General features: G+C 73.1%; 20 protein-coding genes. 7 read left to right on the top strand and 13 right to left on the bottom strand.

Annotated elements, in window-relative coordinates; translation table 11 throughout:
• Positions 1–45: 45 nt before the first annotated feature.
• From ACIBSW_RS20450 to ACIBSW_RS20425, 6 genes are all read right to left on the bottom strand, one after another.
• Complete coding sequence (locus tag ACIBSW_RS20450; RefSeq protein WP_354726679.1) at positions 46–2,448, bottom strand: glycoside hydrolase family 32 protein; 2,403 nt, start codon at positions 2,446–2,448, stop codon at positions 46–48.
• A gap of 151 nt (positions 2,449–2,599) precedes the next feature.
• The gene (locus ACIBSW_RS20445) at positions 2,600–3,334 is read right to left on the bottom strand and encodes a class I SAM-dependent methyltransferase (protein WP_354726681.1); all 735 of its coding nucleotides are present in this window, start codon (positions 3,332–3,334) and stop codon (positions 2,600–2,602) included.
• 48 nt (positions 3,335–3,382) lie between these two features.
• Complete coding sequence (locus ACIBSW_RS20440) at positions 3,383–4,345, bottom strand: endonuclease/exonuclease/phosphatase family protein (protein WP_354726683.1); 963 nt, start codon at positions 4,343–4,345, stop codon at positions 3,383–3,385.
• Between the two features lie 78 nt (positions 4,346–4,423).
• Entirely contained in the window at positions 4,424–5,407 is a 984-nt protein-coding gene (locus tag ACIBSW_RS20435) for a hypothetical protein (protein WP_354726685.1), read from the bottom strand.
• Positions 5,408–5,434: 27 nt separating this feature from the next.
• Positions 5,435–6,112, bottom strand: a complete 678-nt coding sequence (gene lepB / locus ACIBSW_RS20430) for a signal peptidase I (RefSeq protein WP_354726687.1) — start codon at positions 6,110–6,112, stop codon at positions 5,435–5,437.
• Entirely contained in the window at positions 6,112–6,426 is a 315-nt protein-coding gene (locus tag ACIBSW_RS20425; RefSeq protein ID WP_354726689.1) for a PadR family transcriptional regulator, read from the bottom strand. The genes lepB and ACIBSW_RS20425 overlap by 1 nt, the downstream gene beginning before the upstream one ends.
• Before the next feature lie 50 nt (positions 6,427–6,476).
• Between ACIBSW_RS20425 and ACIBSW_RS20420 the strand changes: the two genes are divergently transcribed.
• Both ACIBSW_RS20420 and ACIBSW_RS20415 read left to right on the top strand, forming a co-directional pair.
• On the top strand, positions 6,477–7,070 hold the full coding sequence (locus ACIBSW_RS20420; RefSeq protein ID WP_354726691.1) for a GNAT family N-acetyltransferase: 594 nt from the start codon (positions 6,477–6,479) through the stop codon (positions 7,068–7,070).
• Positions 7,071–7,093: 23 nt separating this feature from the next.
• A complete protein-coding gene (locus ACIBSW_RS20415; protein ID WP_354726692.1) occupies positions 7,094–7,816 on the top strand; it encodes a hypothetical protein in 723 nt (240 codons plus the stop codon).
• On the opposite strand, the gene ACIBSW_RS20410 is transcribed toward ACIBSW_RS20415, so the two are convergent.
• Positions 7,787–9,205, bottom strand: a complete 1,419-nt coding sequence (locus tag ACIBSW_RS20410; RefSeq protein WP_354726694.1) for an FAD-dependent monooxygenase — start codon at positions 9,203–9,205, stop codon at positions 7,787–7,789. The two genes, ACIBSW_RS20415 and ACIBSW_RS20410, sit on opposite strands and share 30 nt — an antisense overlap.
• A gap of 267 nt (positions 9,206–9,472) precedes the next feature.
• Between ACIBSW_RS20410 and ACIBSW_RS20405 the strand changes: the two genes are divergently transcribed.
• A complete protein-coding gene (locus ACIBSW_RS20405; protein ID WP_404799396.1) occupies positions 9,473–10,879 on the top strand; it encodes a carbohydrate-binding protein in 1,407 nt (468 codons plus the stop codon).
• A gap of 40 nt (positions 10,880–10,919) precedes the next feature.
• On the opposite strand, the gene ACIBSW_RS20400 is transcribed toward ACIBSW_RS20405, so the two are convergent.
• From ACIBSW_RS20400 to ACIBSW_RS20390, 3 genes are all read right to left on the bottom strand, one after another.
• Positions 10,920–12,089, bottom strand: coding sequence for an MFS transporter (locus ACIBSW_RS20400; RefSeq protein ID WP_404799413.1), 1,170 nt, complete (start codon positions 12,087–12,089; stop codon positions 10,920–10,922).
• An 83-nt stretch (positions 12,090–12,172) separates the two neighbouring features.
• Complete coding sequence (locus ACIBSW_RS20395; RefSeq protein WP_354726698.1) at positions 12,173–12,748, bottom strand: helix-turn-helix domain-containing protein; 576 nt, start codon at positions 12,746–12,748, stop codon at positions 12,173–12,175.
• Positions 12,749–12,791: 43 nt separating this feature from the next.
• Positions 12,792–13,202 carry a DUF2000 domain-containing protein gene (locus ACIBSW_RS20390; protein ID WP_354726700.1) on the bottom strand — a complete coding sequence of 137 codons (411 nt, stop codon included), beginning with the start codon at positions 13,200–13,202 and terminating at the stop codon, positions 12,792–12,794.
• Between ACIBSW_RS20390 and ACIBSW_RS20385 the strand changes: the two genes are divergently transcribed.
• Positions 13,201–14,118, top strand: coding sequence for an AraC family transcriptional regulator (locus tag ACIBSW_RS20385; protein ID WP_354726702.1), 918 nt, complete (start codon positions 13,201–13,203; stop codon positions 14,116–14,118). The genes ACIBSW_RS20390 and ACIBSW_RS20385 overlap by 2 nt on opposite strands.
• On the opposite strand, the gene ACIBSW_RS20380 is transcribed toward ACIBSW_RS20385, so the two are convergent.
• Both ACIBSW_RS20380 and ACIBSW_RS20375 read right to left on the bottom strand, forming a co-directional pair.
• Complete coding sequence (locus tag ACIBSW_RS20380) at positions 14,029–15,042, bottom strand: hypothetical protein (protein WP_354726704.1); 1,014 nt, start codon at positions 15,040–15,042, stop codon at positions 14,029–14,031. The two genes, ACIBSW_RS20385 and ACIBSW_RS20380, sit on opposite strands and share 90 nt — an antisense overlap.
• Before the next feature lie 42 nt (positions 15,043–15,084).
• Positions 15,085–15,687, bottom strand: a complete 603-nt coding sequence (locus ACIBSW_RS20375; RefSeq protein ID WP_354726706.1) for a TetR family transcriptional regulator — start codon at positions 15,685–15,687, stop codon at positions 15,085–15,087.
• Positions 15,688–15,858: 171 nt separating this feature from the next.
• Here ACIBSW_RS20375 and ACIBSW_RS20370 point away from each other — a divergent pair, with 171 nt between their 5' ends.
• The 3 genes from ACIBSW_RS20370 to ACIBSW_RS20360 all read left to right on the top strand — a co-directional run bounded on the left by ACIBSW_RS20370 (position 15,859) and on the right by ACIBSW_RS20360 (position 19,253).
• Positions 15,859–16,881 carry a lysylphosphatidylglycerol synthase transmembrane domain-containing protein gene (locus ACIBSW_RS20370; protein ID WP_354726708.1) on the top strand — a complete coding sequence of 341 codons (1,023 nt, stop codon included), beginning with the start codon at positions 15,859–15,861 and terminating at the stop codon, positions 16,879–16,881.
• Positions 16,882–16,961: 80 nt separating this feature from the next.
• On the top strand, positions 16,962–18,392 hold the full coding sequence (locus ACIBSW_RS20365; RefSeq protein ID WP_354726710.1) for an MFS transporter: 1,431 nt from the start codon (positions 16,962–16,964) through the stop codon (positions 18,390–18,392).
• A 102-nt stretch (positions 18,393–18,494) separates the two neighbouring features.
• A complete protein-coding gene (locus ACIBSW_RS20360; protein WP_404799395.1) occupies positions 18,495–19,253 on the top strand; it encodes a GH25 family lysozyme in 759 nt (252 codons plus the stop codon).
• A 41-nt stretch (positions 19,254–19,294) separates the two neighbouring features.
• On the opposite strand, the gene ACIBSW_RS20355 is transcribed toward ACIBSW_RS20360, so the two are convergent.
• The gene (locus ACIBSW_RS20355) at positions 19,295–22,060 is read right to left on the bottom strand and encodes a TIM barrel protein (protein ID WP_354724750.1); all 2,766 of its coding nucleotides are present in this window, start codon (positions 22,058–22,060) and stop codon (positions 19,295–19,297) included.
• Positions 22,061–22,169 lie beyond the last annotated feature (109 nt).

Genomic DNA, 22,169 nt, shown 5'->3' with positions numbered 1-22,169 from the left:
GCTGATCGGCGCCGTGGTCGATCAGCGTGCTGACCCTCGGGAGGCTCAAAGCGCCGGCGGGCCGGTCCGGGCGTTCTGGAAGGTGGCGGTGCCGGCGTAGGCGTTGAGGCCGAAGCGGCCGGTGGTGTAGGTCGCGTCGACGGCGTCGATCAGCTGGGCGCCGTCGAGCAGGACGCGCAGGCGTGAGCCGGTGGCGATGACCGTCAGGTGGTAGGTGCGGCCCGGCACGATCGGCGTCGCGCGTACCGCGATGTCGCGGCCGGGGCGCCACAGCTTGACCACGCCCGAGGTGTCGACGTTGGCCGTGTAGTGCTGCGACGCGTCGGCGGTCGCCCGGAAGGTCAGCGCGGCGGCGACGCCGTTCACCGGGCGCACGTCGGCCTCGTAGGTGAAGTCGGTGCCGGTCGTGGCGCTCAGCAGGAACGCGTCGCCGGCGGCCTGTGCGCGTACGCCGTCGCCGGGCGCGGTCCACGTGCCGCCGACCGGCTGCCACGGGCCGGCCAGGTTGGTGGCGAAGCCGGCCGCGTCGCGGGTGACGTTGCCGATCACCGCGGTGCCGGCGAAGACGTTCGCGCCGGCGCGGCCGGTGGCGTAAGTGCCGTCCTCGGCGTCGATCACCGGCGTGGTGCCGTGGTCCAGGTAGACCCGCAGGCGCGGCCCGGTCGCGACCACCCTCAGGTGGTAGGTGCGGTCGCGGGCGATCGGCGTCGGGTACGTGGCGATGTCGCGTCCCGGACGCCACAGCTTGACCAGGCCGGCCGCGTCCACGTTGGCGGTGTAGCGCTCCCGGAACGTCAGGCCCGCCGCGGCGGCGTCGCGCAGCCGGACGTCCGCCTCGTAGGTGCCGTCGCCCGCGACCGTCGAGTTCAGGTAGAAGCCGTCGCCGGTCGCGGTGCCCTGCTTGCCGCCGGCCACGTCGGTCCAGGTTCCGCCGGCGGCCGCCCACGAGCCGGCGAGGTTGCCGCCCAGGGTCGGCTCACCGGCGCCCCACGCCGAGCCCAGCCGGTCGAACCGCAGCGAGACCAGCCGCACCGAGCCGCCCTCGGCGTACGCCTGCAGGCCCTGGCTGCCGGCGGCGGAGTCGAAGCGGACCACGTCGCTGATCGAGACCGCGCCGTTGTTTCCGAACACCTCCAGCTGCCCGCGGTCGACGAGGACCCGCATGGTCACCCGGCCGTTCACCGGCGCCAGGGGCGCGCCGTACAGCGTGCGGGCCGCGCGGTCGTAGGCGACGGCGCGGTCGTAGGTGCCGTCCGCGCGGGTGTGCAGGCGCAGCCCGAAGCGCGTCGCGGTGGCCGAGGCCACGTCGAACACGGCGGTCACCTCGTAGGTGTCCGCGGTGGCCGGCGACACCGGCGCCGTCGGCGTCACCGTGCGGTCGGCGACGGTCACGGTGCCGGAGCGCAGCGACGCCAGTTCGTCGATCGGGTTGCGGGTGAGGCTCACCCCGTCGGCGCCGGTCCGCAGCGCCAGCTCCGCCGGGAACGTCAGGTTGCCGCTCCAGACGCTGCCGCGCGAGGCCGGCTGCCACGCCGTCTGCACCACCCGGCCGCGGGGATCGCCGAGGAAGGTCTGCCCCGCGTAGAACGTGCCGCCCGCGTCGTTGGCGCCGTGGTCCATCCGCCGCACCGCGGTCCGCGGCAGGAACGTGGTGCCGTCGAAGTCGCCGGTCACGTACTCGCCGCTCGCGTCGGTCAGTACCCAACGCCGGTCGGCCGCGTTGCCGTCGACGGGCAGCTGGAACATGTCCGGGCACTCGAAGAACCAGCCGGCCGCGTACCGGCTGCGCCAGGTCCAGTTCAGCAGGTCGGTCGAGGTGTAGAAGTCGGCGCCGTTGCCGCCGCCGTCCGACCACATCACCATCACCCAGCGCCGCGACGGCTCGTGCCAGAACACCTTCGGGTCCCGGCTGGTGCCGGCCGGTACGGCCACCTTGCGGCCGCCGCCGTACGTCTGGAAGGTCTTCGCGCCGTCCAGGCTGTAGTGGATCGTGGCGCCGTCGGTGCCGGAGAAGACCAGGATCGGGTCGTCCGCGCCGCTCTTGAGGCCGGTCACGTTGGCGGTGTCCACCACGCCGTTGCCGGACCAGAGGTCGCCGGCGTGCACGCCCGGCTCGAGGGCGATCGGCTTCTGCGTCCAGTGCACCAGGTCCGGGCTGGTGGCGTGCCCCCAGTGCATGGTGTCCCAGGCGAGCCCGTGCGGGTTGTGCTGGTAGAAGAGGTGGTACTGGCCGCGGTACCAGAACGAGCCGTTGGGGTCGTTCATCCAGCCGCCGCGCGAGCTGAAGTGGAACTGCCCGCGGAACGCCTCGTTGTAGGAGGTCGCCGGGTAGGGGAACTCGGGGTGGTCCGCGGGGGTTCCGGCGGCAGCGGGGTGTGCGGGCATGATCACGGCGGCGGCCAAGGTGAGCAGGACTGCGGCGACGAGCCGCCGATAACGGGTGCCCATGCCCGAACTATAGGCCGATATCGATGTCTGTGGACTGCTACCGGCGCCGGGTCACCGCGACGAAGACGGCGACGCCGAGCAGACAGATCACGAGGGCGGCCAGGTGCCAGGGCTTGATGGAGATCATGGGCCGGAACCCTAGCGCCCGGGCTCAGGGTTTGCGATAGACGGATACATGCGACGGCGACTCGGCGGTGAACTCGGCGCCGCGCCAGTCGGCGTGCCGGCTCTCCAGCTCGAGGCCGGCGAGCTGGGCCATGAGGTCGAGCTCGGCCGGCCAGATGTAGCGGTGCGGGGTGCGGCCGAGCCGGGCCTGCCGGCCGTCGCCGAACCGGAAATGGTGTGACACCACGTGCTGGCGCAGCGGGTCGTAGGTGTCCAGGCCGAGGTAGCCGGGCTCGGACGCGAAGACCAGCGCCGGCGACCCGGGCGGCAGGCGGCGCAGTTCCGGTACCCACAGCTCGATCACGAATCGGCCGCCGGGCCCGAGGTGGCGCGCGGCGTTGCGGAAGCAGGCGACCTGTTCGGACTGGGTCAGCAGGTTCGCGATCGTGTTGTAGACGAGGTAGACGAGGGTGTATTCGCCCGGCGCGACCGTGGTGGCCATGTCGCCGACCAGGACCGGGATGGTCGCCTCGTCGGCCTTCTCGCGCAGCCGGCCGAGCATCGGCCGGGACAGCTCGATGCCGGTGACGCTCACGCCGCGGCCGGCCAGGGGTATCGCGACGCGGCCGGTCCCGATGGCGAACTCCAGCGCCGGTCCCCCGGCGGCGAGCTCGGCCAGGCGGTCGACGGCCGGCTCCAGCACCTGCGGCGCGAACATGCCGGTCTCCGTCGTGTCATAGCGCTCGGCGGCCTCGGCGTCCCAGATCTCCTCCTGTCGCATGGGAGCAACCCTGTCCGCGGCCGGTCCGGGCGTCCATCGAATTTCGGCCTAGATGTCGAGGCCGGCGAAGATCGGGGCGTGGTCGGAGTCGGGCGCCTTGCGGCGTTCCGCCGGGTCGTCGCCGATCGAGGGGAGCCTGCGGTCGGTGACGGTGCGGACCTCGCGCACCTTGTCGAGCAGGGCGTGGTTGACCAGGACGTGGTCGATCAGCTCCGGCTTGCCCTCGTACACGCGGGTGAACCGGGTCTCCGCCGGGATCAGCGGTGCGAGGTTCCACAGCCTGGTGGCGTCGCCCCGGTCCGGCCGGCCGAAGCCGGGCGTCTCGAACTGCGAGCCGGGCGGGCCGTACAGGATCTGGGTCGTCGCGGCCGGCGGCTCGTCGTTGAGGTCGCCGACCAGGACCACGCGCCGTTCGGCCGCGTCGTGGAGCAGGTCGTCGACGGCGACGCGGACGGTCACCGCCTCCGCCGCACGCCGGTAGAGGGCGTACGCGGCGTAGCGGGCCCGCTCGGCCTCGTTGCGCGGCCAGAACCGGCTGGTGCCGTTGGGCCCGGGGAACGACAGCAGCTTCGACTTCAGGTGGCAGACCAGCATGGTCACGCCCGGCCCGCCGGGCAGTTCGACGTCGACGCCGAGGACGCCGCGCCCCATGCCGGAGACCGTCTTCTGCGGGTTGTCGCCGCCCTGCACCGGGCGCAGCTGCGGCGCGAACGTCGCGGTGTCCGTCACCACGCGCAGCGGGTGCCGGGAGATCACGCCGACGCGGATCGGGCGGTGCGGCTCGAAGTGGGTGGACAGCGCCGTGTGCCAGTCCCCGTCCAGCAGGGCGACGAGGTCGGCGAGGGCCTCCGGCCGCCCGACCTCCTGCAGGCCGAGCACGTCCGGCGCGGCCTCGTTGATGGTCGCGGCGAGTGCGGCCAGCTTGCGGTCGTAGACGGTCTTGTCGTCGGGCCCGAACTCGGTGTCGGGCCAGAACAGGTTCTCCAGGTTCCACGTGCCAACGGTGATCACCGGCTGCCTCCCGGACGATGTGCCTCCAGGCCATCATCTGCCGCACGGCCGTCCGGCGCTGTCACCTACCCGATCGCCCTACTGCATGATGGCGACCGGTGCGTGCGCGGGCGAGGCGGTGCACCGGTAGATCTGAAGCGTGTACCCACGGCCGACGACCACCTGGGTCGGGTTGTTCCCGGTCGAGTCGTCGTCGGTGGCGGGGCGCCAGGTGACGCTGTCGGGGTCCCATTCGTCACCGATGGTGAGCAGCGGCTCCAGCGGGGCGCCGCAGCACCGCAGCTCGTCGGGGCCGGCCGGATCGCGGAACGTGAAGAAGGCGGCCCAGCCACCGACCTTCCAGCCCGGCGCGACCGAAAGGTTGCCCTGGTAGCGCGCCGTGGACGCGAGCAGCTCCCGGGCGATGACGCGTTCCGCCAGCTCCTCGGGCAGGTCGTGGTAGGCGGGATACTCGACGACCCGCTCCGGATGCAGGACGCAGGGTTCCGGCACGTAGTCGCCGCTGCCGACGTAGGCGGGCTCCGGCGGGTTCGCCAGCACGTCGGTCACGGTGCCCGACCGGCGCCACCGCAGCCGAACCTCCGAACCGGAATCCATGACCTCGTCGAACGGGCACCACAGCACCTGCAACAGGTCGCTGCCGTCGACACGGGGCAGGTCGGGTACGTCGCGGGCGTAGAGCTGTGCCAGCGGGATGAGCGGCAGCGGCTCCGCCGGCAGCAGCGCGAGGTCGTGACCGGCACCGATCCGGTCGATCTCCGCCTGCTCGTCCGGGGTGAGCAGGTTCGTCCGCGGCGGCCGGGGCCGCCGCCAGGCCTCCGCGAGGATGCGCCGGCGGGTTCGGACGTCCCGCAGGGTCGTCAGCTCGTACGGCCGGTGCGTACCGGCGCAGACCGGCCAGTCCTCGCCGGCCGGCCAGAGCAGCGGCCCGCCGACCGAGCTGTCGTGCACGGTCGGCGCGCCGGGGCGCGGATGCAGGCGGGTGGCGGTCCTGGCCCGGTCCGCCAGCTCGGGAAAGAGCGAGACCACATCCAGCGGACGCGGTGGCGTCGTGCGAGTCATGATCCGCATCCAACCATGCCGCCGGGGTCAGATGGGCAGGCTGAACGTCGTCAGCAGGCGGCCCTCCACTGCGGACTGCGGGACCGGGCCCCAGTGGCGGGAGTCCTGGGAGACCTCGCGGTGGTCGCCGAGCACGAACAGCTCGCCGGGCGGCACCAGGACGGGCGCGCCGCAGTCGTACGTGCCGGCTCCGGCCTGCAGGTACGGCTCGTCGAGCGGCGCGCCGTCGACGTAGACCACGCCGTCCCGGCAGGCGACGGTGTCGCCCGGCAGCCCGATGACCCGCTTGACCGCGTGCCGGCCGGACGCCCTCGGCATGGCGAACTCGACGATGTCACCGCGCTCGAGTCCGGTCACCCGGAAGCTCGCCTTGTCCAGCAGGAAGCGGCCGGCGACCGGCAGGGTCGGCTCCATCGAGCCGCTGGCCATGTACCGCGCGGACAGCGCGAACTGGTTGATCACGAACGCCGCGACCAGCCCGACGACCGCCGTCGCCATGATGAGGCGCGGTAGCGATATGCGTACCGCCGTCCCCGCCCGGCGCTCGTGCCAGACGGCCCGGAGGCCGCCCGCCGCCCAGCGCAGCGCCTCCCACCGGCCGGAAGTCTGATCGAATTCGGCCAGGACCGCCTCGCCCCAGGGACCGCCCCGGTCCCGCCGTCCCCGCACCGCGGCGGTCAGGACCGCCCGGGTGACCCGCCGCATCAGGCCTCCCTCGGCGTGAACGTGGCGGGCCGGGCCTTGCCCGCCGCGGCGGCCAGGCGCTCCCGGGCCAGGGCGATGCCGTCGGCGGTGAGCCGGTAGGTGTGCCGCGGCGGGCGGCCGGGCTCATCGGAGGGCTCCCAGCCGGCGTCGAGCAGGTGCTGCGCGGCGAGCCGCATGAGGATCGGGTAGAGGGTGCCGGACGCCAGGCCGGTCTCGCGGCTCAGGTCGTAGCCGTATCGGTGGCGGGTCGGGTCGGTGAGCAGCGCCTCGAACAGCCGCAACGTCTGCGGCGAGGCGTGAGGGGTCCTCGGCATTCCGAAACTCTACATAACTCGACTTAGGTTGGGAAGGTAAGACTGGCGGGGTGCCCCAACCGATTCTGCGCACCGACCGGCTGCTGCTGATCCCGCTGGACGACCGGCACCTCGACCTGGAGGTCGAGCTCGACTCCGATCCGGAGGTGCTGCGCTACATCTGGGGCCGGGCGCGGACCAGATCCGAGGTGGTGGCCTCGCACTCGCAGCGGATGGCGCTGGCCGGGCAGGTCGACGGCCTGGGCTACTGGGCGGCGTTCGAGGCGGGCCCGGCCGCGCCGGAGCGCGAGTGCGACGGCGAGTTCGTCGGGCTCATGATGCTGCCGCCGGCGCACGGCCCCGATCAGCCCGCCGACCCGGCCGTCTGCGACCTGGGATACCGCCTACTGCGCCGCTGTTGGCGGCGGGGCCTGGCCAGCGAGGCGTCCCGGACCCTGCTGCGGCACGCCTTCGAGACCGTCGGACAGCACCGGGTGATCGCGCAGACCATGGCGGTGAACCGGGGGTCGCGCGGCGTCATGGAGGCGATCGGCATGCGGTACGTGCGCACCTGGTTCCCCACCTGGGACGACCCGCTGCCCGGCGCGGAGTGGGGCGAGGTCGAGTACGAGATGACCCGCGCAATGTGGGCCGGTGATCGGTAGCGGTCGACGCCTACCATGCTCTCGTGATCATGGCATTCACGGCCGTCGGCCGCTGGCGGCGCCCGTTCCTGCTCGCCGTGTTGCCGCTCGCGGCGGCGCTGGGCGCGCTCGGCGAGTCGGACGACCGGGCCACCTGGCTACCGTCCTTCGCCGCCTGGGCCGTGCTGATGGCGGTGCTGCTGACGCTGGCGATGGTCGCCGCCTCGCGCTACCACCCCGCGACCCTGGTCGCGCGGCCGCGGGAGCAGGCGTTCGCGGCCGGGCCCCACCCGGCGCCGGTCTTCTTCGCCGCGTGTGTCCTGTGCCAGGGCGGTTTCATGGTGGCCGACAGCGTCCACGACCTCATGGCCGGCGATGACCTGTGGGCGCTCAGCGCCGCGCTCGTCGCCCTCTGGGCCGTCGCCGTGCTGCTCCAGTTTCGGCTGGCCTGGGGCTGGCCGGGCGTGCACCTGCGGCCGGACGGTGTGCACGACCGGCAGGCGCTCGGCTCCCTGTTCATTCCCTGGGACGCCCTCGTCCCCGCGTACCCGGCCATGCCGAGCGGCCGCCGGATCGCCTTCCACTTCCAGCGCCCGGACCTGGTCCGCCGCCGGGGCATGCACCCCGGCGGCGGCAGCGCCCAGGCGGGCAGCGTCGACGCCGTGTTCCTGGCCCGGGCGATCAACGAGTACCTGCAGCACCCGGAGTACCGCCCGGCCATCGGCACCGAGGCGGAGCTACGCCGGCTCACCGCCGTCGCGGGCTGATCCGAACCAGCGCAGGAGGTGGTCGTCCAGGTCGCGCTGATCGTCGCCGATCCAGGCGACGTGGCCGTCCGGGCGGAGCAGGACGGCCGGGACCTCCAGCGCCGCGGTGGGATCGGCGAGGCGGTCGACCCGGTCCGACCAGCCGCCGGCGGTCAGGCGCTCGGTGCGGTCCAGCAGCAGGCCGCGGCCTTGGTGCAGCAGGTCGTAGAGGTGGCCCTGCTTCACCTCGATGTCGCGCAGGCGGCGGCCGAGCAGGTCGGGGCCCGGGCCGAAGTCGTAGCGGATGCCGATCGCGGTGATCTTCTCGAGCAGGCGGCGGTTCACCTCGTCGATCTCCATCAACTCGGTGAACAGCCTGCGCAGGGCCCGCGGGCCCGGTTCGTCGGTCAGCAGTTCCGTCTGCGCGCGGGTGTTGTCCAGCACGTCCTCCGCGACCGGACGGCGTTCGGCCTGGTAGGTGTCGAGCAGCGGCTCGGGCGCCCAGCCGCGGACCTGTGCGGCCAGCTTCCAGCCGAGGTTGACGGCGTCCTGGACGCCCAGGTTGAGGCCCTGCCCGCCGATCGGCGGATGGATGTGCGCGGCATCGCCGGCGAGCAGCACCCGCCCGGCCCGATACCGTTCGGCCAGCCGGGTGGCGTCGCCGAAGCGGGACATCCAGCGCGGTGAGTGCACGCCGAAGTCCGTCCCGGCGAAGGCGCGCAGCTGTCGTCGGAAGTCCTCGAGGGTCGGCGGTTCCGCGCGATCGGTGACCCCCTCGGCGGGGACCACGACGCGGCAGAACCCCGGGCCGGCCGGGGTGAGGCTGAATCGCCGGTCGCGGGCCTGCTCCGGCGGGGCGTCCACGCACATCTCGCCCATCAGCGTCTCGTTGCGCGCGGGCTCGCCGGGGAAGCCGACGCCGAGCAGTCCGCGGACCGTGCTGCGCGCGCCGTCGCAGCCGACGAGGTAGCGCGCACGCAGCCGCTCCCCCTCGGCCAGCTCGACGGTCACGCCCTCGGCGTCCTGATCGAGACCGGCCACCGTGGCGCCGCGCCGGACCTCCGCGCCCAGCTCGACCGCGTGCTGTTCGAGCAGCCCCACGATGACCGGATGCGGGATGCCCAGCAGGTAGGCGTGCGCGGAGTCCAGTTCCGCGGGCGCGGGCTTGTCGATCGCGGCGAAGTAGGCGCCGGCCGGGCGGCGCCGGCCGCGTTCGAGGACCCGCTCCAGGAGCCCGCGCATCGCCATCAGCTCGATGGTGCGGATGTGCAGGCCGACGATGCGGACGAACGACGCGGGCTCGGTGTCCCGCTCCAGGACGATCACCCGTACGTCGTGTAGCCGCAGCTCGGCGGCGAGCATCGCGCCGGCCGGGCCGCAGCCGGCGATGATCACATCGGTGTTGAACACAGTGTTGCCCTTCGGGAGTCTCAGGCGCTCCCGGCGACGGCTACGTCGATCGCCCGACCGTGACGGGATCGGGGAGCACCCACATCGATACAGCGGTCATGGGGTCTCACCTCCTCGGGCGGTGTCGCGGTCAGCACACCAAGGTACCAGTCTCCACCTCGGGGCTATATATAGACGTTAATAAATATTGACAGGGCTTGTAACGGACTGGAAACTCCGTGAGAGCGCTCTCACAGAGATCCTAACCCTCCCCGAAAGGCCGTTGCCATGCCAAGTTCCGCGTACCGATGGCGTCGCCGGTGGCTCGCCGCAGCTGCAGCCCTGATAGCCGGCGGCACCTCCGCCGCCTTCGCCATGAACGCCGATGCGGCCGTGCCGTCCGCGCCGTCCGGCATGACCCTGGTCTTCAGCGACGACTTCACCGGCGCCGCCGGCACCGGCCTCAACCGGTCCAACTGGCTCTACGACATCGGCACGGGGTATCCGGGCGGCGCCGCCAACTGGGGCACCGGCGAGATCGAGACGATGACCGACTCGACGCAGAACGTCTACCAGGACGGCAACGGCAACCTGGTGATCAAGCCGATCCGCGACTCCGCCGGACGCTGGACCTCCGGCCGGGTGGAGACGCAGCGCACCGACTTCGCCGCGCCCGCCGGCGGCAAGCTGCGCATCGAGGGCCGGCTGCAGCAGCCGAACGTCACCGGCGCCGCGGCCGCGGGCTACTGGCCGGCGTTCTGGACGCTGGGCGCGGCCGCGCGCCCGGTCGGCGCGACGAACTGGCCGAGCATCGGCGAGTGGGACATCATGGAGTCGATCAACGGCCGGAACTCGGTCTTCTCGGCCCTGCACTGCGGCGTGGCCTCCGGCGGTCCCTGCAACGAGACCACCGGCCTGACCAGCGGCGAGCACGCGTGCGGCACCTGCCAGACCAGCTTCCACACGTACGCGGTGGAGTACGACCGCGGCGTCTCGCCCGAGCAGCTGCGGTTCTACCTGGACGGCACGCAGTACTTCGGTGTCAACGCCGGCCAGCTGGACGCGACCACCTGGAACAACGCCACCCAGCACGGCATGTTCGTGATCCTGAACGTGGCGATGGGCGGCGGCTTCCCGGCGGCGTTCGGCGGCGGGCCGACCGCGGCCACCCAGTCCGGCGTGCCCATGCTGGTCGACTACGTCGCCGTGTACCAGTCCGGCGGCACCACCACGCCGCCCACCACCGCGCCGACCACCCCGCCGACCACGACCCCGCCGACCGGCTCGGTCCGCGACGCCTACACGCAGATCGAGGCAGAGTCGTACGACGCGGCGTCCGCGGTCACCAAGGAGGCCGCGTCCGAGGGCGGCCAGGACGTCGGCTACATCGGCAACGGCGACTGGCTGCAGTTCAACAACGTGGACTTCGGCACCGGCGGGGTCCGCGACTTCGTCGCCCGGGTCGCCTCGGGCGCCGCGGCCAACGTCAGCGGCCTGGTCGAGGTGCGCGTCGACAGCCGCGCCAACGCGCCGATCGGCAGCTTCGCGCTCGCCAACACCGGCGGCTGGCAGACCTGGCGCTCGGTGCCGGGCAACGTCTCCAACGTGTCCGGCCGGCACACCGTCTACCTCACCTTCACCAGCGGCCAGCCGGCCGACTTCGTGAACGTGAACTGGATCCAGTTCCGCCGGTAGCCGCGCGGGGGCCCGGCCCGGTCCCGGGGCCGGGCCCCCGTCAGGCGTCGGGCAGTTCGCGCATGCGCGGCACCGGGGAGCGCAGGACGAAGAACACGCCGGCCACCGCGCCGACCGCGCCGATCCACAGCGCGCCGTGCACCCCGATCAGTTCGCCGAGCACGCCGCCGAGCAGCGCGCCGATCGGCCGTACCCCGTAGTTGACCGTGCGCTGTGCGCCCTTGACCAGGGAGAGCCGGGACACCGGGGTGGCCGCCGTCTGCAGCGAGCCGACCCCGATGTCGAGGATCATCACGCCGATACAGGAGAGGAACTCGGCGGCGAGCACCATCGCCAGGACCACCGGCCGGGGCCCGGCGGCGAGCGGGATCAGCACCAGCGGGAGCGGGAACGCCAGATACCCGAGGACCACGACCGGGCCGATGCCGATGCGGCGGGTGAGCGGGCCGGTGACCGCGGCGCCGATCAGCCCGCCGATCGACGCGATGCCGAGCAGCAGGCCGAGCAGCCCGGGCGAGAGGCCGAGCGCGGTGGTCACGTAGAGGATCAGCAGCGCGTGGAAGACGTAGTTGAACAGGTTGATCACCGTGACGCCGAGCAGCAGCTGCCGCAGCACCGCGGACCGCCAGATGAACGCCAGCCCGGATCCGACGCCGAGGCCGCCGCCGCCCTCGGAGCCGGAGCCGGCGTGCTCCGGCGGGGCGATCCGGGTCAGCAACAGCGCCGACCCGAGGTACGACAGCACGTCCACCACCAGGGCGAACGGCGCGGTGAGCACCTGAACCAGGACGCCGCCGATGCTCGGGCCGGCCACGAACGACATGGCCCGGGCGCCGTTGGTCAGCGAGTTGGCGGCGATGTAGTCCGGCCGCCGGACCACGGACGCGAACAGGCTGCCGTCGGCGACCTCGTAGAAGACGGTGAGCGTGCCGATGGCGAAGGACAGCGCGCAGAGGTGCCACAGCTCCAGCACCCCGGCGAACGCCAGCGCCGGCACCGCCGCGAGCAGCGCGGCCCGGCCGAGGTCGGCGACGATCATGACCTTCCGCTTGTACGCCCGCCGGTCCACCCACGCGCCGGCGAGCAGCGAGAGGAAGAGGTTCGGCAGCAGCGCGGCGGCGGTCAGGTAGCCCATCTCGGCCGCGCCCGCGCCGATCGTCAGGACGGCGAGCAGCGGGATCGCGATCAGCGTGATCTGGTCGCCGACCATCGAGACGACGTGCGCGCTCCAGTAGTGCCGGAACACCCGGTCGCGCAGCAGCGCCGGCGCGGGCCTCGGCGGCGCGACGGCGGTCACGGCGCGCCGTCCTCGGGCGTCGGTATCGCCAGCTGCACGATGGCGACCGGCCGGGACCCCGGTGCGCGCGCGGCCTTGTCCCGGTACGGCTCCAGCAGCGCCTCGACCTGCCCGGCGAGGGCGACCAGCTGCTCGGCGGTCACGAAGACCATGTCGTCGCCGAAGCCGGCCGCCGCGCGCCACTCGGCGGACTCCTCGCCGCGGACCGCGAGATAGGCCTCGGCCCGCCGCACGTACTGCCGCAGGATCGCCGCGTTCAGCTGGTCGGCCGCGGTCCGCGTCTCCGGGTCGTCCGAGTCGTCGGTCCACGACGTGCTGTTCGCGGTCGCCTGCCAGGGCCGCTCCCGCCCGTCGGCCGCGGGCGCCCGCTCGGCCAGCCCGTACTTGGCGAGCTGCCGCAGGTGGAACGAGCAGTTCGGCACGTTCTCGTCCAGCACGGCGGCGCACTGGGTGGCGGTCATCGGCCCGTTGCGCCGCAGCATCCCGATCAGGCTGAGCCGCAGCGGGTGCGCGTAGGCGCGCAGGGCGCGCGGGTCGTCCAGCCGGATCGTCTTGCGTTCGTCGGCAGCCATACCCTAGAGGATGCTTTATAAAGACATCTTTAGCAACATCTCTCTAGGGATGCATGGCCGCGCCCTTCAGGATCTTGTCGACCGCGTTGCGCGGGCCGTGCACGGCCAGGCCGGCCAGGTCCAGGTCCGCGGTGGCGACCGCGCGCACGGCCGCCCGGTTGTCCCGGTCGTTGCCGGTGGCGAAGAGGTCCGTGGTGAACACCGAGACCGGCAGGCCGCGGCCGATCGCCCGGCCGTGCGCCGAGCGCAGCAGCTCCTTGCCGCCCTCGAAGACCAGCACCGGCTGACGGAACATCGGCAGGTAGTGCACGCCGCCGGCGTCCTCGTACGGCTCGCCGATCACCTCGGGCACCGCCGCCGCGATGCCGCTGACCAGGAACGCCGTGATGTTCAGGCGCTGCCAGCTGAGCAGGTCGTCGCGGAGCAGTACGGCGATCTTGGTATCGAAGCGCATGGACCGATCATGGACGGCCGGGTACCCGCCGGTCTTGTACGATTTTGACGTGCCGGCGAGCATCTCCGCGTGGCGGCCGCGCCTGGAAGGCGTGGTGGAGGTGCTGCACGCCCACCTGGACGGCCACGCCTATCCGATGCACGCGCACGACTCCTGGACGCTGCTCATCGTCGACGACGGCGCCGTGCGCTACGACCTCGACCGGCACGAACGCGGTGCGTTCGGCGACCTGGTCACGCTGCTTCCGCCGCACGTGCCGCACAACGGCGAGTCGGCGAGGCCGGGCGGTTTCGACAAGCGGGTGCTCTACCTCGCGCCGGACCGGCTGCCGGACGCGCTGATCGGCGCCGCGGTCGACAACCCCACCGTGAACGACCCGGGGCTGCGCGGGCGGGTCGCCGCCCTGCACCGCGCCATCCGGCTGCCCGGCGAGGAGCTCGACGCGCAGGGCCGGCTCGCGGACATCCTCGAACGGCTGCGCGCCTGGCACGGGCGCCCGGCGCTGCCGCGGCGGCTCGAGCGCGCCCCGGCGTACCGGCTCCGCGACCTGCTGGAGGAGCACGTCGTGCCGGGTCTGTCGCTGGACGACGCGGCGCGGGCCCTGCACTTCCATCCGGCGTACCTGGTGCGCTCCTTCACCCGCGAGTTCGGCATGTCGCCGCACCGCTACCTGGTCTCGCGGCGGGTGGACCTGGCCCGCCGGCTGATCGTCGCCGGCGAACCGCTGCGGTCGGCCGCCATCGACAGCGGTTTCTACGACCAACCCCATCTGGTACGCCACTTCCGGCGCATCCTCGGCGTCAGCCCGCGGGCGTTCGCACCGGCGTCAGGCGCGGCGGCGGCGCGCCGGCAGGACGGCAGCCGACCCGGCCACGAGCAGGATCAGGCCGGTGAGTGCCAGCGGCGCGACGGGTGATCCGGTGATCGGCAGGCTGGGCCCGCCGGCGCCGCCGCCGGTCTGCGTCGGCGAGGGCGCCGGAGAGGCCGAGGGTCCGAGGATCTCCGCCCGGTACGTCGCCTCGTTGTTGTGACGGTCCGAGTCCGGCCCGACCGGGACGAGCACCGGCTTGACCGACAGGCCGCCCTTGTCATAGCGGGTGACCTCGAGGTTCACCGCCAGCTCGGCCGTCGCGCCGGCCTCGAGCATCTCGATGTCGCAGTGCAGCAGGCCGGTGTCGGCCTCGCAGCCCGCCGGCGTGGCGGTGGGGCGCAGGACCTTGGACGGGGTCAGGAACACGTTCACCCGCAGCGGGGTGCGGTAGGGACCGGCGTTGCGAATGCTGATCCTGGTGTCGAACTTCGCGCCGACCGCCCAGGGGCCCTCGGGCGCGCTGACGGCGACCGCCAGATCGCCGCCGGCGGTGATGAAGACGTCGAAGCCGGCGACGTTGTTCTGCGGCTCGGGGTCGGGCAGCTCGGTGGTCAGCGTGGCCTTCGCGGTGACGTACTCACCCTGCGGCGCGTCCTCGGCGACGTCGGTGTCGACCCGCCACCGGGCGCTGGTCTCCCGCTCCTTGGTCGTGCAGGTCACCATGCGCCCGGCGGGGTCCGGCACGCAGGGGCCGGCGGAGAGCGGGTAGTCGGCGGAGCGGAAGGTGACGCCCTCGGGCAGCTCCAGCACGACGGTGCGGTGCTGCGCCGTACCGGCGGGCCAACCGGTCGCCGTCAGCACGTAGCTGATCGTCCCGCCCGGCGGCCTCGACTCCGATGGGTCATCGCTGACGAGCTTGAGGGTCTCGTCGCCGGCGGCCGGCGCCGCGACCGCCGGTCCGGTGACCAGCAGGGCGCCGAGCATCGCGACGCCGACCACCGCCGCACCACGTCGAATCCACGCCGCCATGCCCGCTCCTTGGTTCAGGGTGGACGGACGATAGCGCACAGATCACCGGTGTGGGGGGTGCCCGCCGGGGAGGACGGCCTGCACCAGGTCGCGTAGCGGGCCGAGCAGCTGCTCCTCGGTGGCCGAGGTGAGCGGCTGAAGCCCGAGCGAGGAGCGCAGCGTGACGATGCCCAGGGTCGTGGCCAGCACGATCTGCGCGCGCAGCAGCGCCGCGTCGTCCGGTTCGGCGCCGCCCGCGGCGATCGCCAGCTTCTCGCTGACCGCGTGCAGCACCGAGCGGCGCAGGTCGTCGACGCGGTCGTCGCCGGAGGAGCGCAGCAGCAGGAGCAGCGCGACGCGCAGCCGGTCGTCGTCGAACGAGCCGCCGACCCGCCGGGCGATGCCCTCGGCGATCCCGTCCACCGGCACGCCGTTCTCGTCCTTGCGCACGTCGGTGACGGCGGTGGTCAGGCAGGCCTCGAACAGGCCCTCTTTCGAGGTGAAGTAGCGGTTGATGAGGGCGACGTTGACGCCGGCCTCCTCGGCGATGTCGCGCACGGTGGTCGCGGCGTAACCGTCGCGCGCGAATCTGGTCCGCGCCGCCTCGAGCAGGATCTGCCGGGTCCGGCCCGCGTCGCGGCGTCGCGGCTGGGTGGGATCCGTCACCGGCACAGCCTAGCCGGATCGGCGCGACAAGTAAACAAATGATGACATTGCAGCTCACGGGCCCTGTGATCCGTCGCTCAGTCGTTAGTAAACGGCTGTTGATATTGGCCGCCGCGCCGCTAGGTTGTGATGTCAGCGAGTGTTTACTACCGGCCCGGCGGAGAGAGTTCGATGACCACAGCGGAGGCCGTCACCACGACGGCCGGCATGGCGTGGCTGCGCGGCCGCACGGCGCGCCTGCTGCTGCTGTTCGCCGCGGTCGCCGCCGCGGTGTTCGTGCTGCGCGATCGCGTACCCGATCCCGCCCGGATCCTCGCCATCGTCGGCGCCGCCGACCCGCGCTGGCTCGCCGCCGCGGTGCTGGCCCAGTTCCTGTCGCAGGTGGCCTTCGCCCGGCAGCAGCGCACCCTGCTCGCCGCCCTCGCCGTCCGGGTCTCCCGGCGCGACGCCCTGGCCATCACCTACAGCCGCACGGCGATGAGCATGGTGCTGCCCGCCGGCTCGGCGATGTCCGCGGCGTTCGCCATGCGGGAGTACCGCCGCCACGGCGCGAGCAAGGCCGCGGCCACCACCGGGATCGTGCTGTCCGGCGCGGCCTCCATCGTCGGCCTGGCCCTGCTGTACGCGGGCGCGGTCGGCACGTCGTACGGCGGATGGCGCGCCGCCGCGGTGGCGGGGGCGGCGGCGGCCGTCGCCGCTCTCGGCGGGTGGGCGTTCGCGGCACACCGGCGCCGCACGCCGCACGCGGCCGCCGCGCCGGCCCGGGTGCTCGGCCCCGCGCCGGGCCTCGTCGAGCGCGGGCTCTTCAAGGCCCGCCGGCTGCTCCGCGAGGCGCGCGCGGTCCGCCTGCGCCACTGGGCCGCGACCATCGCCTACGCGGTGCTGAACTGGCTGCTCGACCTCGGTTGCCTCGTCGCGATCGCGCACGCCTGCGACCTGCCGCTGACCGGCTTCCACCTCGCCTCGGCGTACCTGGCCGTGCAGGTGGTGCGGCAGATCCCGCTCACGCCCGGCGGCGTCGGGCTGATCGAGGCGAGCCTGCTCGCGGGGCTGGTCGCGGCCGGGGCGCCCCAGGCGGGCGCGGCGGCGGTCGTGCTCGGCTACCGGATCGTCTCCTTCTGGTTCGTGCTGCCGGCGGGGCTGGCCGCGTACCTGCGGCTGAACCGGCACAGCCGGCGCCAGGCGCACGCCTGAAGTAAACATCTGTTGACTTATCCGGCCGGCTGCCGATAATGAAGTCAGCAAACGTTTACTTCGAGCGCCAAGGGAACGCCATGACCTACACCATCGAAGAAACCACCTCCGCCGGATCCGCTCCGGCCGAGGGCGGGAGCAAGGGCGGCGGGCTGCTGGTGCTCTATCTGGCGCTCGGCGGCCTGGCGTTCGCGGTGCTCCAGTCGCTGGTGTCGCCGGCGCTCTCCACCATCGGGCGCGAGCTGAACGCCTCGACCAGCGACGTCAGCTGGATCGTCACCGCGTACCTGTTGTCGGCGTCGGTCCTGACGCCCATCCTCGGTCGGCTCGGCGACCTCGCCGGCAAGCGCCGGGTCCTCATCGGCGTGCTGGCCGCCCTGGCCGCCGGGACGCTGGTCGCCGCGCTGGCCGGCAGCCTGGCCGTGCTGATCGCCGGCCGCGTGCTGCAGGGCGCGGCGGGCGCGATCCTGCCGCTGTCGATCGGCATGATCCGCGACGAGCTGCCGCGCGAGAAGGTCGCGCCCATCATCGGCCTGATCTCGGCGATCTTCGGCGTCGGCGCGGGCGTCGGCATCGTGGCCGCCGGCCCGATCGTCGAGCACCTCTCCTGGCACTGGCTGTTCTGGCTGCCGCTGGCCCTGGTCGCCGTCGCGCTGCTCGGCGCGATCTTCGGCATGAAGGAGTCCCCGGTCCGCTCCCCCGGCCGGCTCGACCTGCTCGGCGCCGCCATCCTGTCGGTGTCGCTGGTCGCGCTGCTGCTGGCCATCAGCAAGGGCCAGGCGTGGGGCTGGGGCGAGGCCCGGACCGTCGGCCTGCTCGCCCTCGGCGTCGTCGGCCTGATCGTGTTCGTGCTCGTGGAGCTGCGGGTCAAGGAGCCGCTGATCGACATGAAGCTGATGAGGATCCGCGGCGTGTGGGCCACCGACCTGGTCGCGCTGATCCTCGGCTTCGCGATGTTCGGCACGTTCCTGCTGGTGCCGACGCTGCTCCTGCTGCCCGAGGCCACCGGGTACGGCTTCGGGAAGACCGTGTCGCAGGCCGGCCTGTTCCTGCTACCGACCGTCGTCATGATGGTCGTCTTCGGCCCCCTCGCGGGCATCCTGAACCGCCGGTTCGGTCCGAAGCTGCCGCTGTTCCTCGGCACCGTCTTCGTGGTCGCGGCGTTCGCCCTGCCCGCCCTGGCCCACGACCGGGTCTGGCAGGTGCTGGCCTCCGGCATCCTCACCGGCGCCGGCATCGGCTTCGCGTTCGCCGCCATGTCCAACGCCATCATCGAGAGCGTCCCGGCGGCGCAGACCGGCGAGGCCACCAGCGTCAACACCATCGCCCGGACCATCGGCAGCTGCATCGGCACCGCGGTGGTCGCGGCCGTCATCACCTCCAACACCACCCCGCGCGGCCTGCCGACCGACGCCGCCTTCACCAACGGCTTCTGGGTCTGCGCGGGCGTCGCGGTCCTGGCCGTGGTCGCCGCGATCGCCCTGCCCTCCACGCGCAAGCGCCGCGCCTGACCTTCCGTGCCGGCGACCCGCAAGGGTCGCCGGCACCGTCGCTTTTGGAGATCCACAGGTATAGATTGCTCGGCACTAACCGCTCTGCCCCGAAGGGGAACGATGAGCATTTCCCGCACTACCCGGCGCCCCCTACGCCGGCTCGTGGCCGGTGTCATCACACTGGCCGCGACGATGACCGCCACCCTCACGGTCACGGCTTCCCCGGCCCTGGCCGCGACGACCCCCGGCATCGACGTGTCCCACCACCAGGGCGCGATCAACTGGACCAGAGTGCGCAACGCCGGCATCCAGTTCGCCTACATCAAGAGCACCGAGGGCGTCAGCTACAAGGACCCGAACTTCGGGGCCAACTACGTCGGCGCGTACAACGCCGGCGTGATCCGGGGCGCGTACCACTTCGCGCTGCCGAACAAGTCCAGCGGCGCCGTGCAGGCCAACTTCCTTGCCAACAGCGGCGGCGCCTGGTCGGCGGACAGCCGCACGCTGCCCGCGGCGCTGGACATGGAGTTCAACCCGTACGGCGCGACGTGCTACGGCCTGAGCCAGGTCGCGATGCGCACGTGGGTACAGGACTTCCTCAACACCTACCGCAGCCGCACCGGTCGGTACGCGGTCATCTACACCACCACCAGCTGGTGGACCAGTTGCACCGGCAACTGGAGCGGGCCCTGGGCGAACCATCCGCTGTGGATCGCCCGCTATGCCGCCGCACCGGGCACGCTGCCGGCGGGCGCACCGTATTACAGCTTCTGGCAGTACACGGCCAGCGGCTCGGTACCCGGCGTCGGCGGCGCCGTCGACCGCAACCACTTCAACGGCAACCGCAGCCGCCTGATCGCCCTGGCGAACAACACCTGAGATCCGGCGGGCCCCGGCCGAACCGGCCGGGGCCCGCCGCCTCACGCGGGTGCCGGTACCGCGTCCAGCCGGCGGCGGGTGGCGGCGATCGCCATCCGGGCGTGCTCCTTCGCGCCGATCTGGGCCACCAGCTGCGCCCGCGGGATCTCCAGCGCGTACGGCAGGCCGGGCGGCAGCGCGGCCAGGATGCCGTCGAGGTCGATGCCGCCCTCGCCCGGATAGAGCCGCTCGAACCGCGCGGTGTGGATCAGCTCCTCGTTGGTCGGCGGCACGCCGGCGGGCGCGTCGCAGACGTGCGCGAAGTGGAACCACTCGGCCGGCAGCTCCCGCAGGTCCGCGACGCTCGACCCGGAGCGGGCGAAGTGCAGCAGGTCGATGAGCATGCCGGCGTTGCTCTGATCGGCGGCCCGCAGGACCCGGGTGGCCTCGCCGAGGTCCGGCGTCTCGGTCCAGGACGGGAACTCGAGGTCGACGGTGAGCCCGAGCGGCCGGGCCAGCTCGCAGAGCAGCGCGAAGCGGTCCACCTTGCGGTTGCGGTCCGGGTCGGGCAGCTGGGTGATGACGTGCCGGGCGCCGAGCTCCGCGCCCGCCTCCAGGAAACGCTGGAAGTCCCGGGGATCCTCGTGCGGGCCGATCCGGGCCAGCTCGATGTCCAGCACCTCGACGCCGGTCGCGGCCAGCCGCACCTTGGTCGTACGCATCAGGCCGGGGTCGGTGGCCAGCGGATAGTGCGGTTCCTGCGGCGTGACCCGGGTCAGCCGCAGGCCGACGTACCGGTAGCCCGCGTCGGCGGCGGCCTCGACGAGCTCCGGCGGGGACAGGCTCAGCGCGGTCAGGTGTGCCAGCGAGTAGTCGTGCGCCCGGCCGTCCGGCCGCCCGGCGCCGTCGCGCAGCCCCTGCAGACGCCGGTGCCGGTGCGCGGCCATGCGCACCGGCGCGCTGCCCGCGGCACCGTAACCGCCGTACCCGCCGACCCGCTGGACCACCTCGAAGAAGAGCCGGGACCCGAGCATCTCGGTGAAGAAGTGCAGGTACTCGCCGTCGCCGTCGCTGTCGTAGAGGATCGAGTTCTCCCGCAGCGCGGCGAGCAGGTCCGGCGGCGGCGCGAGGCGGGCGTCCAGGTCGTCGTAGTAGTTGTCCGGGATGCGCAGCACCGGCGCGCCGAGCTCGCGCATGGCCCGCGCGGCGGCGATGACGTCGGCGGCGGCGAACGCCACGTGCTGCGGGCTCGGGATGCCGGGCGACCAGCTGCCGCGGCGCATCGGCGCCGTGTTGAGCGTGACCCGGAAGGTCTGCGCGGCGTTGCTCGCCGACCGGCTGCGGAGCAGGCCGAACGGTGCGGCGACCTCCGTCGTCGGGCCGGACCGCAGGCCGAGCACCGAGGTGTAGAAGAGGCCGACCTGGTCGAAGTCGTCGACGGACTCGGTGAGCGAGACGTGGTCGGTGCCGGTGACCAGGCCGTCGTCGCGCGCCCGCTCCCCGGTGGGTGCGAAGTCCGCGAGCCAGCCGTCGGCGCCGCCCCGGCAGAAGAAGACCGCGGTGCCGTCGGGCGCGGCCACCGAGCTCAGGTCCGCCTCCTCGGGCAGCCGGACCCGCGGCAGCACCGGCGCCAGCAGCCGGTCCGCGCGCTGCGCCGACCCGGCCGGGTCGTCGCTCTCCACGCCGAGCGCGCAGATCACCGCGGTGCCGGGCACGATCGTGCGCTGCGGCGCGAAGTTCAGCAGGATCCGGGCGTCGCCCTGCTGCCAGAGCTGCACCGGCTTGGACCGGTGCTGCCCGGTCCGGGCGAAGCCGAGCGCGGTCAGCGTGCGCGCGACGACCGGGCCGGACACCTCGTCGACGGCCAGCTCGGTGAAGACGTGCGCGCCGAGCCGGGGCGCCGGCGGCAGGCCGGGCGACGGCGCCGGTCCGCGCCGGCCGGCGACGGACTCCTGCAGGGCGAGCAGCGAGCGCATCCCGTCGATGGCGGCGTGCCGCGGGTCGGCCTGCCGGTAGATGTCGTTGAACACCTCGAGCGAGAGCGGGCCGTCGTAGCCGGTGGTGCGGACGTGCCGGACGAACGCCGTCAGGTCGAAGGAGCCCAGCCCGGGGAAGAGCCGGTGGTGCCGGCTGCGCTGCACCACGTCCATCTTGAGCCGCGGCGCGTCGGCCAGCTGCAGGTGGAACACCTTGGCGCCGGGTATCACCCGGATGCCGGCCGGGTCCTCGCGCCGGGACAGGACGTGGAAGCTGTCCAGGCAGAGGCCGAGCGCGGCATGATCGGCCCGCCGGACGATCCGCCACGCGTGCGCGTAGCTCTTCACGTGCCGGCCCCACGCCAGCGCCTCGTACGCGATCCGCAGGCCCCGCCGCCCGGCCCGCTCCGCCAGCTCGCGCAGCTGCTCGGCGGCGAGGTCGTCGTCGTCCACCGACTCCGCGGACTCGGCCGAGCAGACCAGCAGGGTCCGGGCGCCGAGCTGCTCCAGGAGGTCGAACTTGCGTTCCGCCCGGCGCAGGCCGGCCCGGAACCGCTCCGGCGGCACCGCCTCGAAGTCGCGGAACGGCTGATAGACGTCGATCGCCAGGCCGCGGCGCGCGCACTCCGCGCCGATCCGCGACGGCGACCACGGCGACGCCACGAGGTCGCTCTCGAAGATCTCGACGGCGTGGAATCCCGCCGCGGCGGCCGCCGCCAGCTTGTCCTCGAGGGTTCCGGACAGGCACGCGGTGGCGATGGACAGCCGGTGGCCGCCGGCCGGGCCGCTCACAGCGGTGTGATCGGCGATGAGCATGGGTGCGCCGCCTTCCTGCTCCGCCAGGCGGACCATCAGAACCGAAATAATGTTCGTACCGGTTAGTTAGTTATACGCGCCGGGGTCCCCCGCCGGTAGGGTCCGGATCGCGGCGGTTGCCCGCGGCGCGGCGTCCCGCAAGGAT

The organism is Actinoplanes sp. NPDC049668 (genome assembly GCF_044465445.1).
Lineage (GTDB): Bacteria > Actinomycetota > Actinomycetes > Mycobacteriales > Micromonosporaceae > Actinoplanes.
This window is presented reverse-complemented; position numbering and strand designations above follow the sequence as displayed.

Excerpts from the sequence above, each read along its gene's own strand:
- ACIBSW_RS20450 (WP_354726679.1), bottom strand. The coding sequence starts at position 2,448 with ATGGGCACCCGTTATCGGCGGCTCGTCGCCGCAGTCCTGCTCACCTTG.
- ACIBSW_RS20445 (WP_354726681.1), bottom strand. The coding sequence starts at position 3,334 with ATGCGACAGGAGGAGATCTGGGACGCCGAGGCCGCCGAGCGCTATGAC.
- ACIBSW_RS20435 (WP_354726685.1), bottom strand. The coding sequence starts at position 5,407 with ATGACTCGCACGACGCCACCGCGTCCGCTGGATGTGGTCTCGCTCTTT.
- lepB (WP_354726687.1), bottom strand. The coding sequence starts at position 6,112 with ATGCGGCGGGTCACCCGGGCGGTCCTGACCGCCGCGGTGCGGGGACGG.
- ACIBSW_RS20425 (WP_354726689.1), bottom strand. The coding sequence starts at position 6,426 with ATGCCGAGGACCCCTCACGCCTCGCCGCAGACGTTGCGGCTGTTCGAG.
- ACIBSW_RS20405 (WP_404799396.1), top strand. The coding sequence starts at position 9,473 with ATGCCAAGTTCCGCGTACCGATGGCGTCGCCGGTGGCTCGCCGCAGCT.
- ACIBSW_RS20400 (WP_404799413.1), bottom strand. The coding sequence starts at position 12,089 with ATGGTCGGCGACCAGATCACGCTGATCGCGATCCCGCTGCTCGCCGTC.
- ACIBSW_RS20395 (WP_354726698.1), bottom strand. The coding sequence starts at position 12,748 with ATGGCTGCCGACGAACGCAAGACGATCCGGCTGGACGACCCGCGCGCC.
- ACIBSW_RS20385 (WP_354726702.1), top strand. The coding sequence starts at position 13,201 with ATGGACCGATCATGGACGGCCGGGTACCCGCCGGTCTTGTACGATTTT.
- ACIBSW_RS20390 (WP_354726700.1), bottom strand. The coding sequence starts at position 13,202 with ATGCGCTTCGATACCAAGATCGCCGTACTGCTCCGCGACGACCTGCTC.
- ACIBSW_RS20380 (WP_354726704.1), bottom strand. The coding sequence starts at position 15,042 with ATGGCGGCGTGGATTCGACGTGGTGCGGCGGTGGTCGGCGTCGCGATG.
- ACIBSW_RS20370 (WP_354726708.1), top strand. The coding sequence starts at position 15,859 with ATGACCACAGCGGAGGCCGTCACCACGACGGCCGGCATGGCGTGGCTG.
- ACIBSW_RS20365 (WP_354726710.1), top strand. The coding sequence starts at position 16,962 with ATGACCTACACCATCGAAGAAACCACCTCCGCCGGATCCGCTCCGGCC.
- ACIBSW_RS20360 (WP_404799395.1), top strand. The coding sequence starts at position 18,495 with ATGAGCATTTCCCGCACTACCCGGCGCCCCCTACGCCGGCTCGTGGCC.
- ACIBSW_RS20355 (WP_354724750.1), bottom strand. The coding sequence starts at position 22,060 with ATGGTCCGCCTGGCGGAGCAGGAAGGCGGCGCACCCATGCTCATCGCC.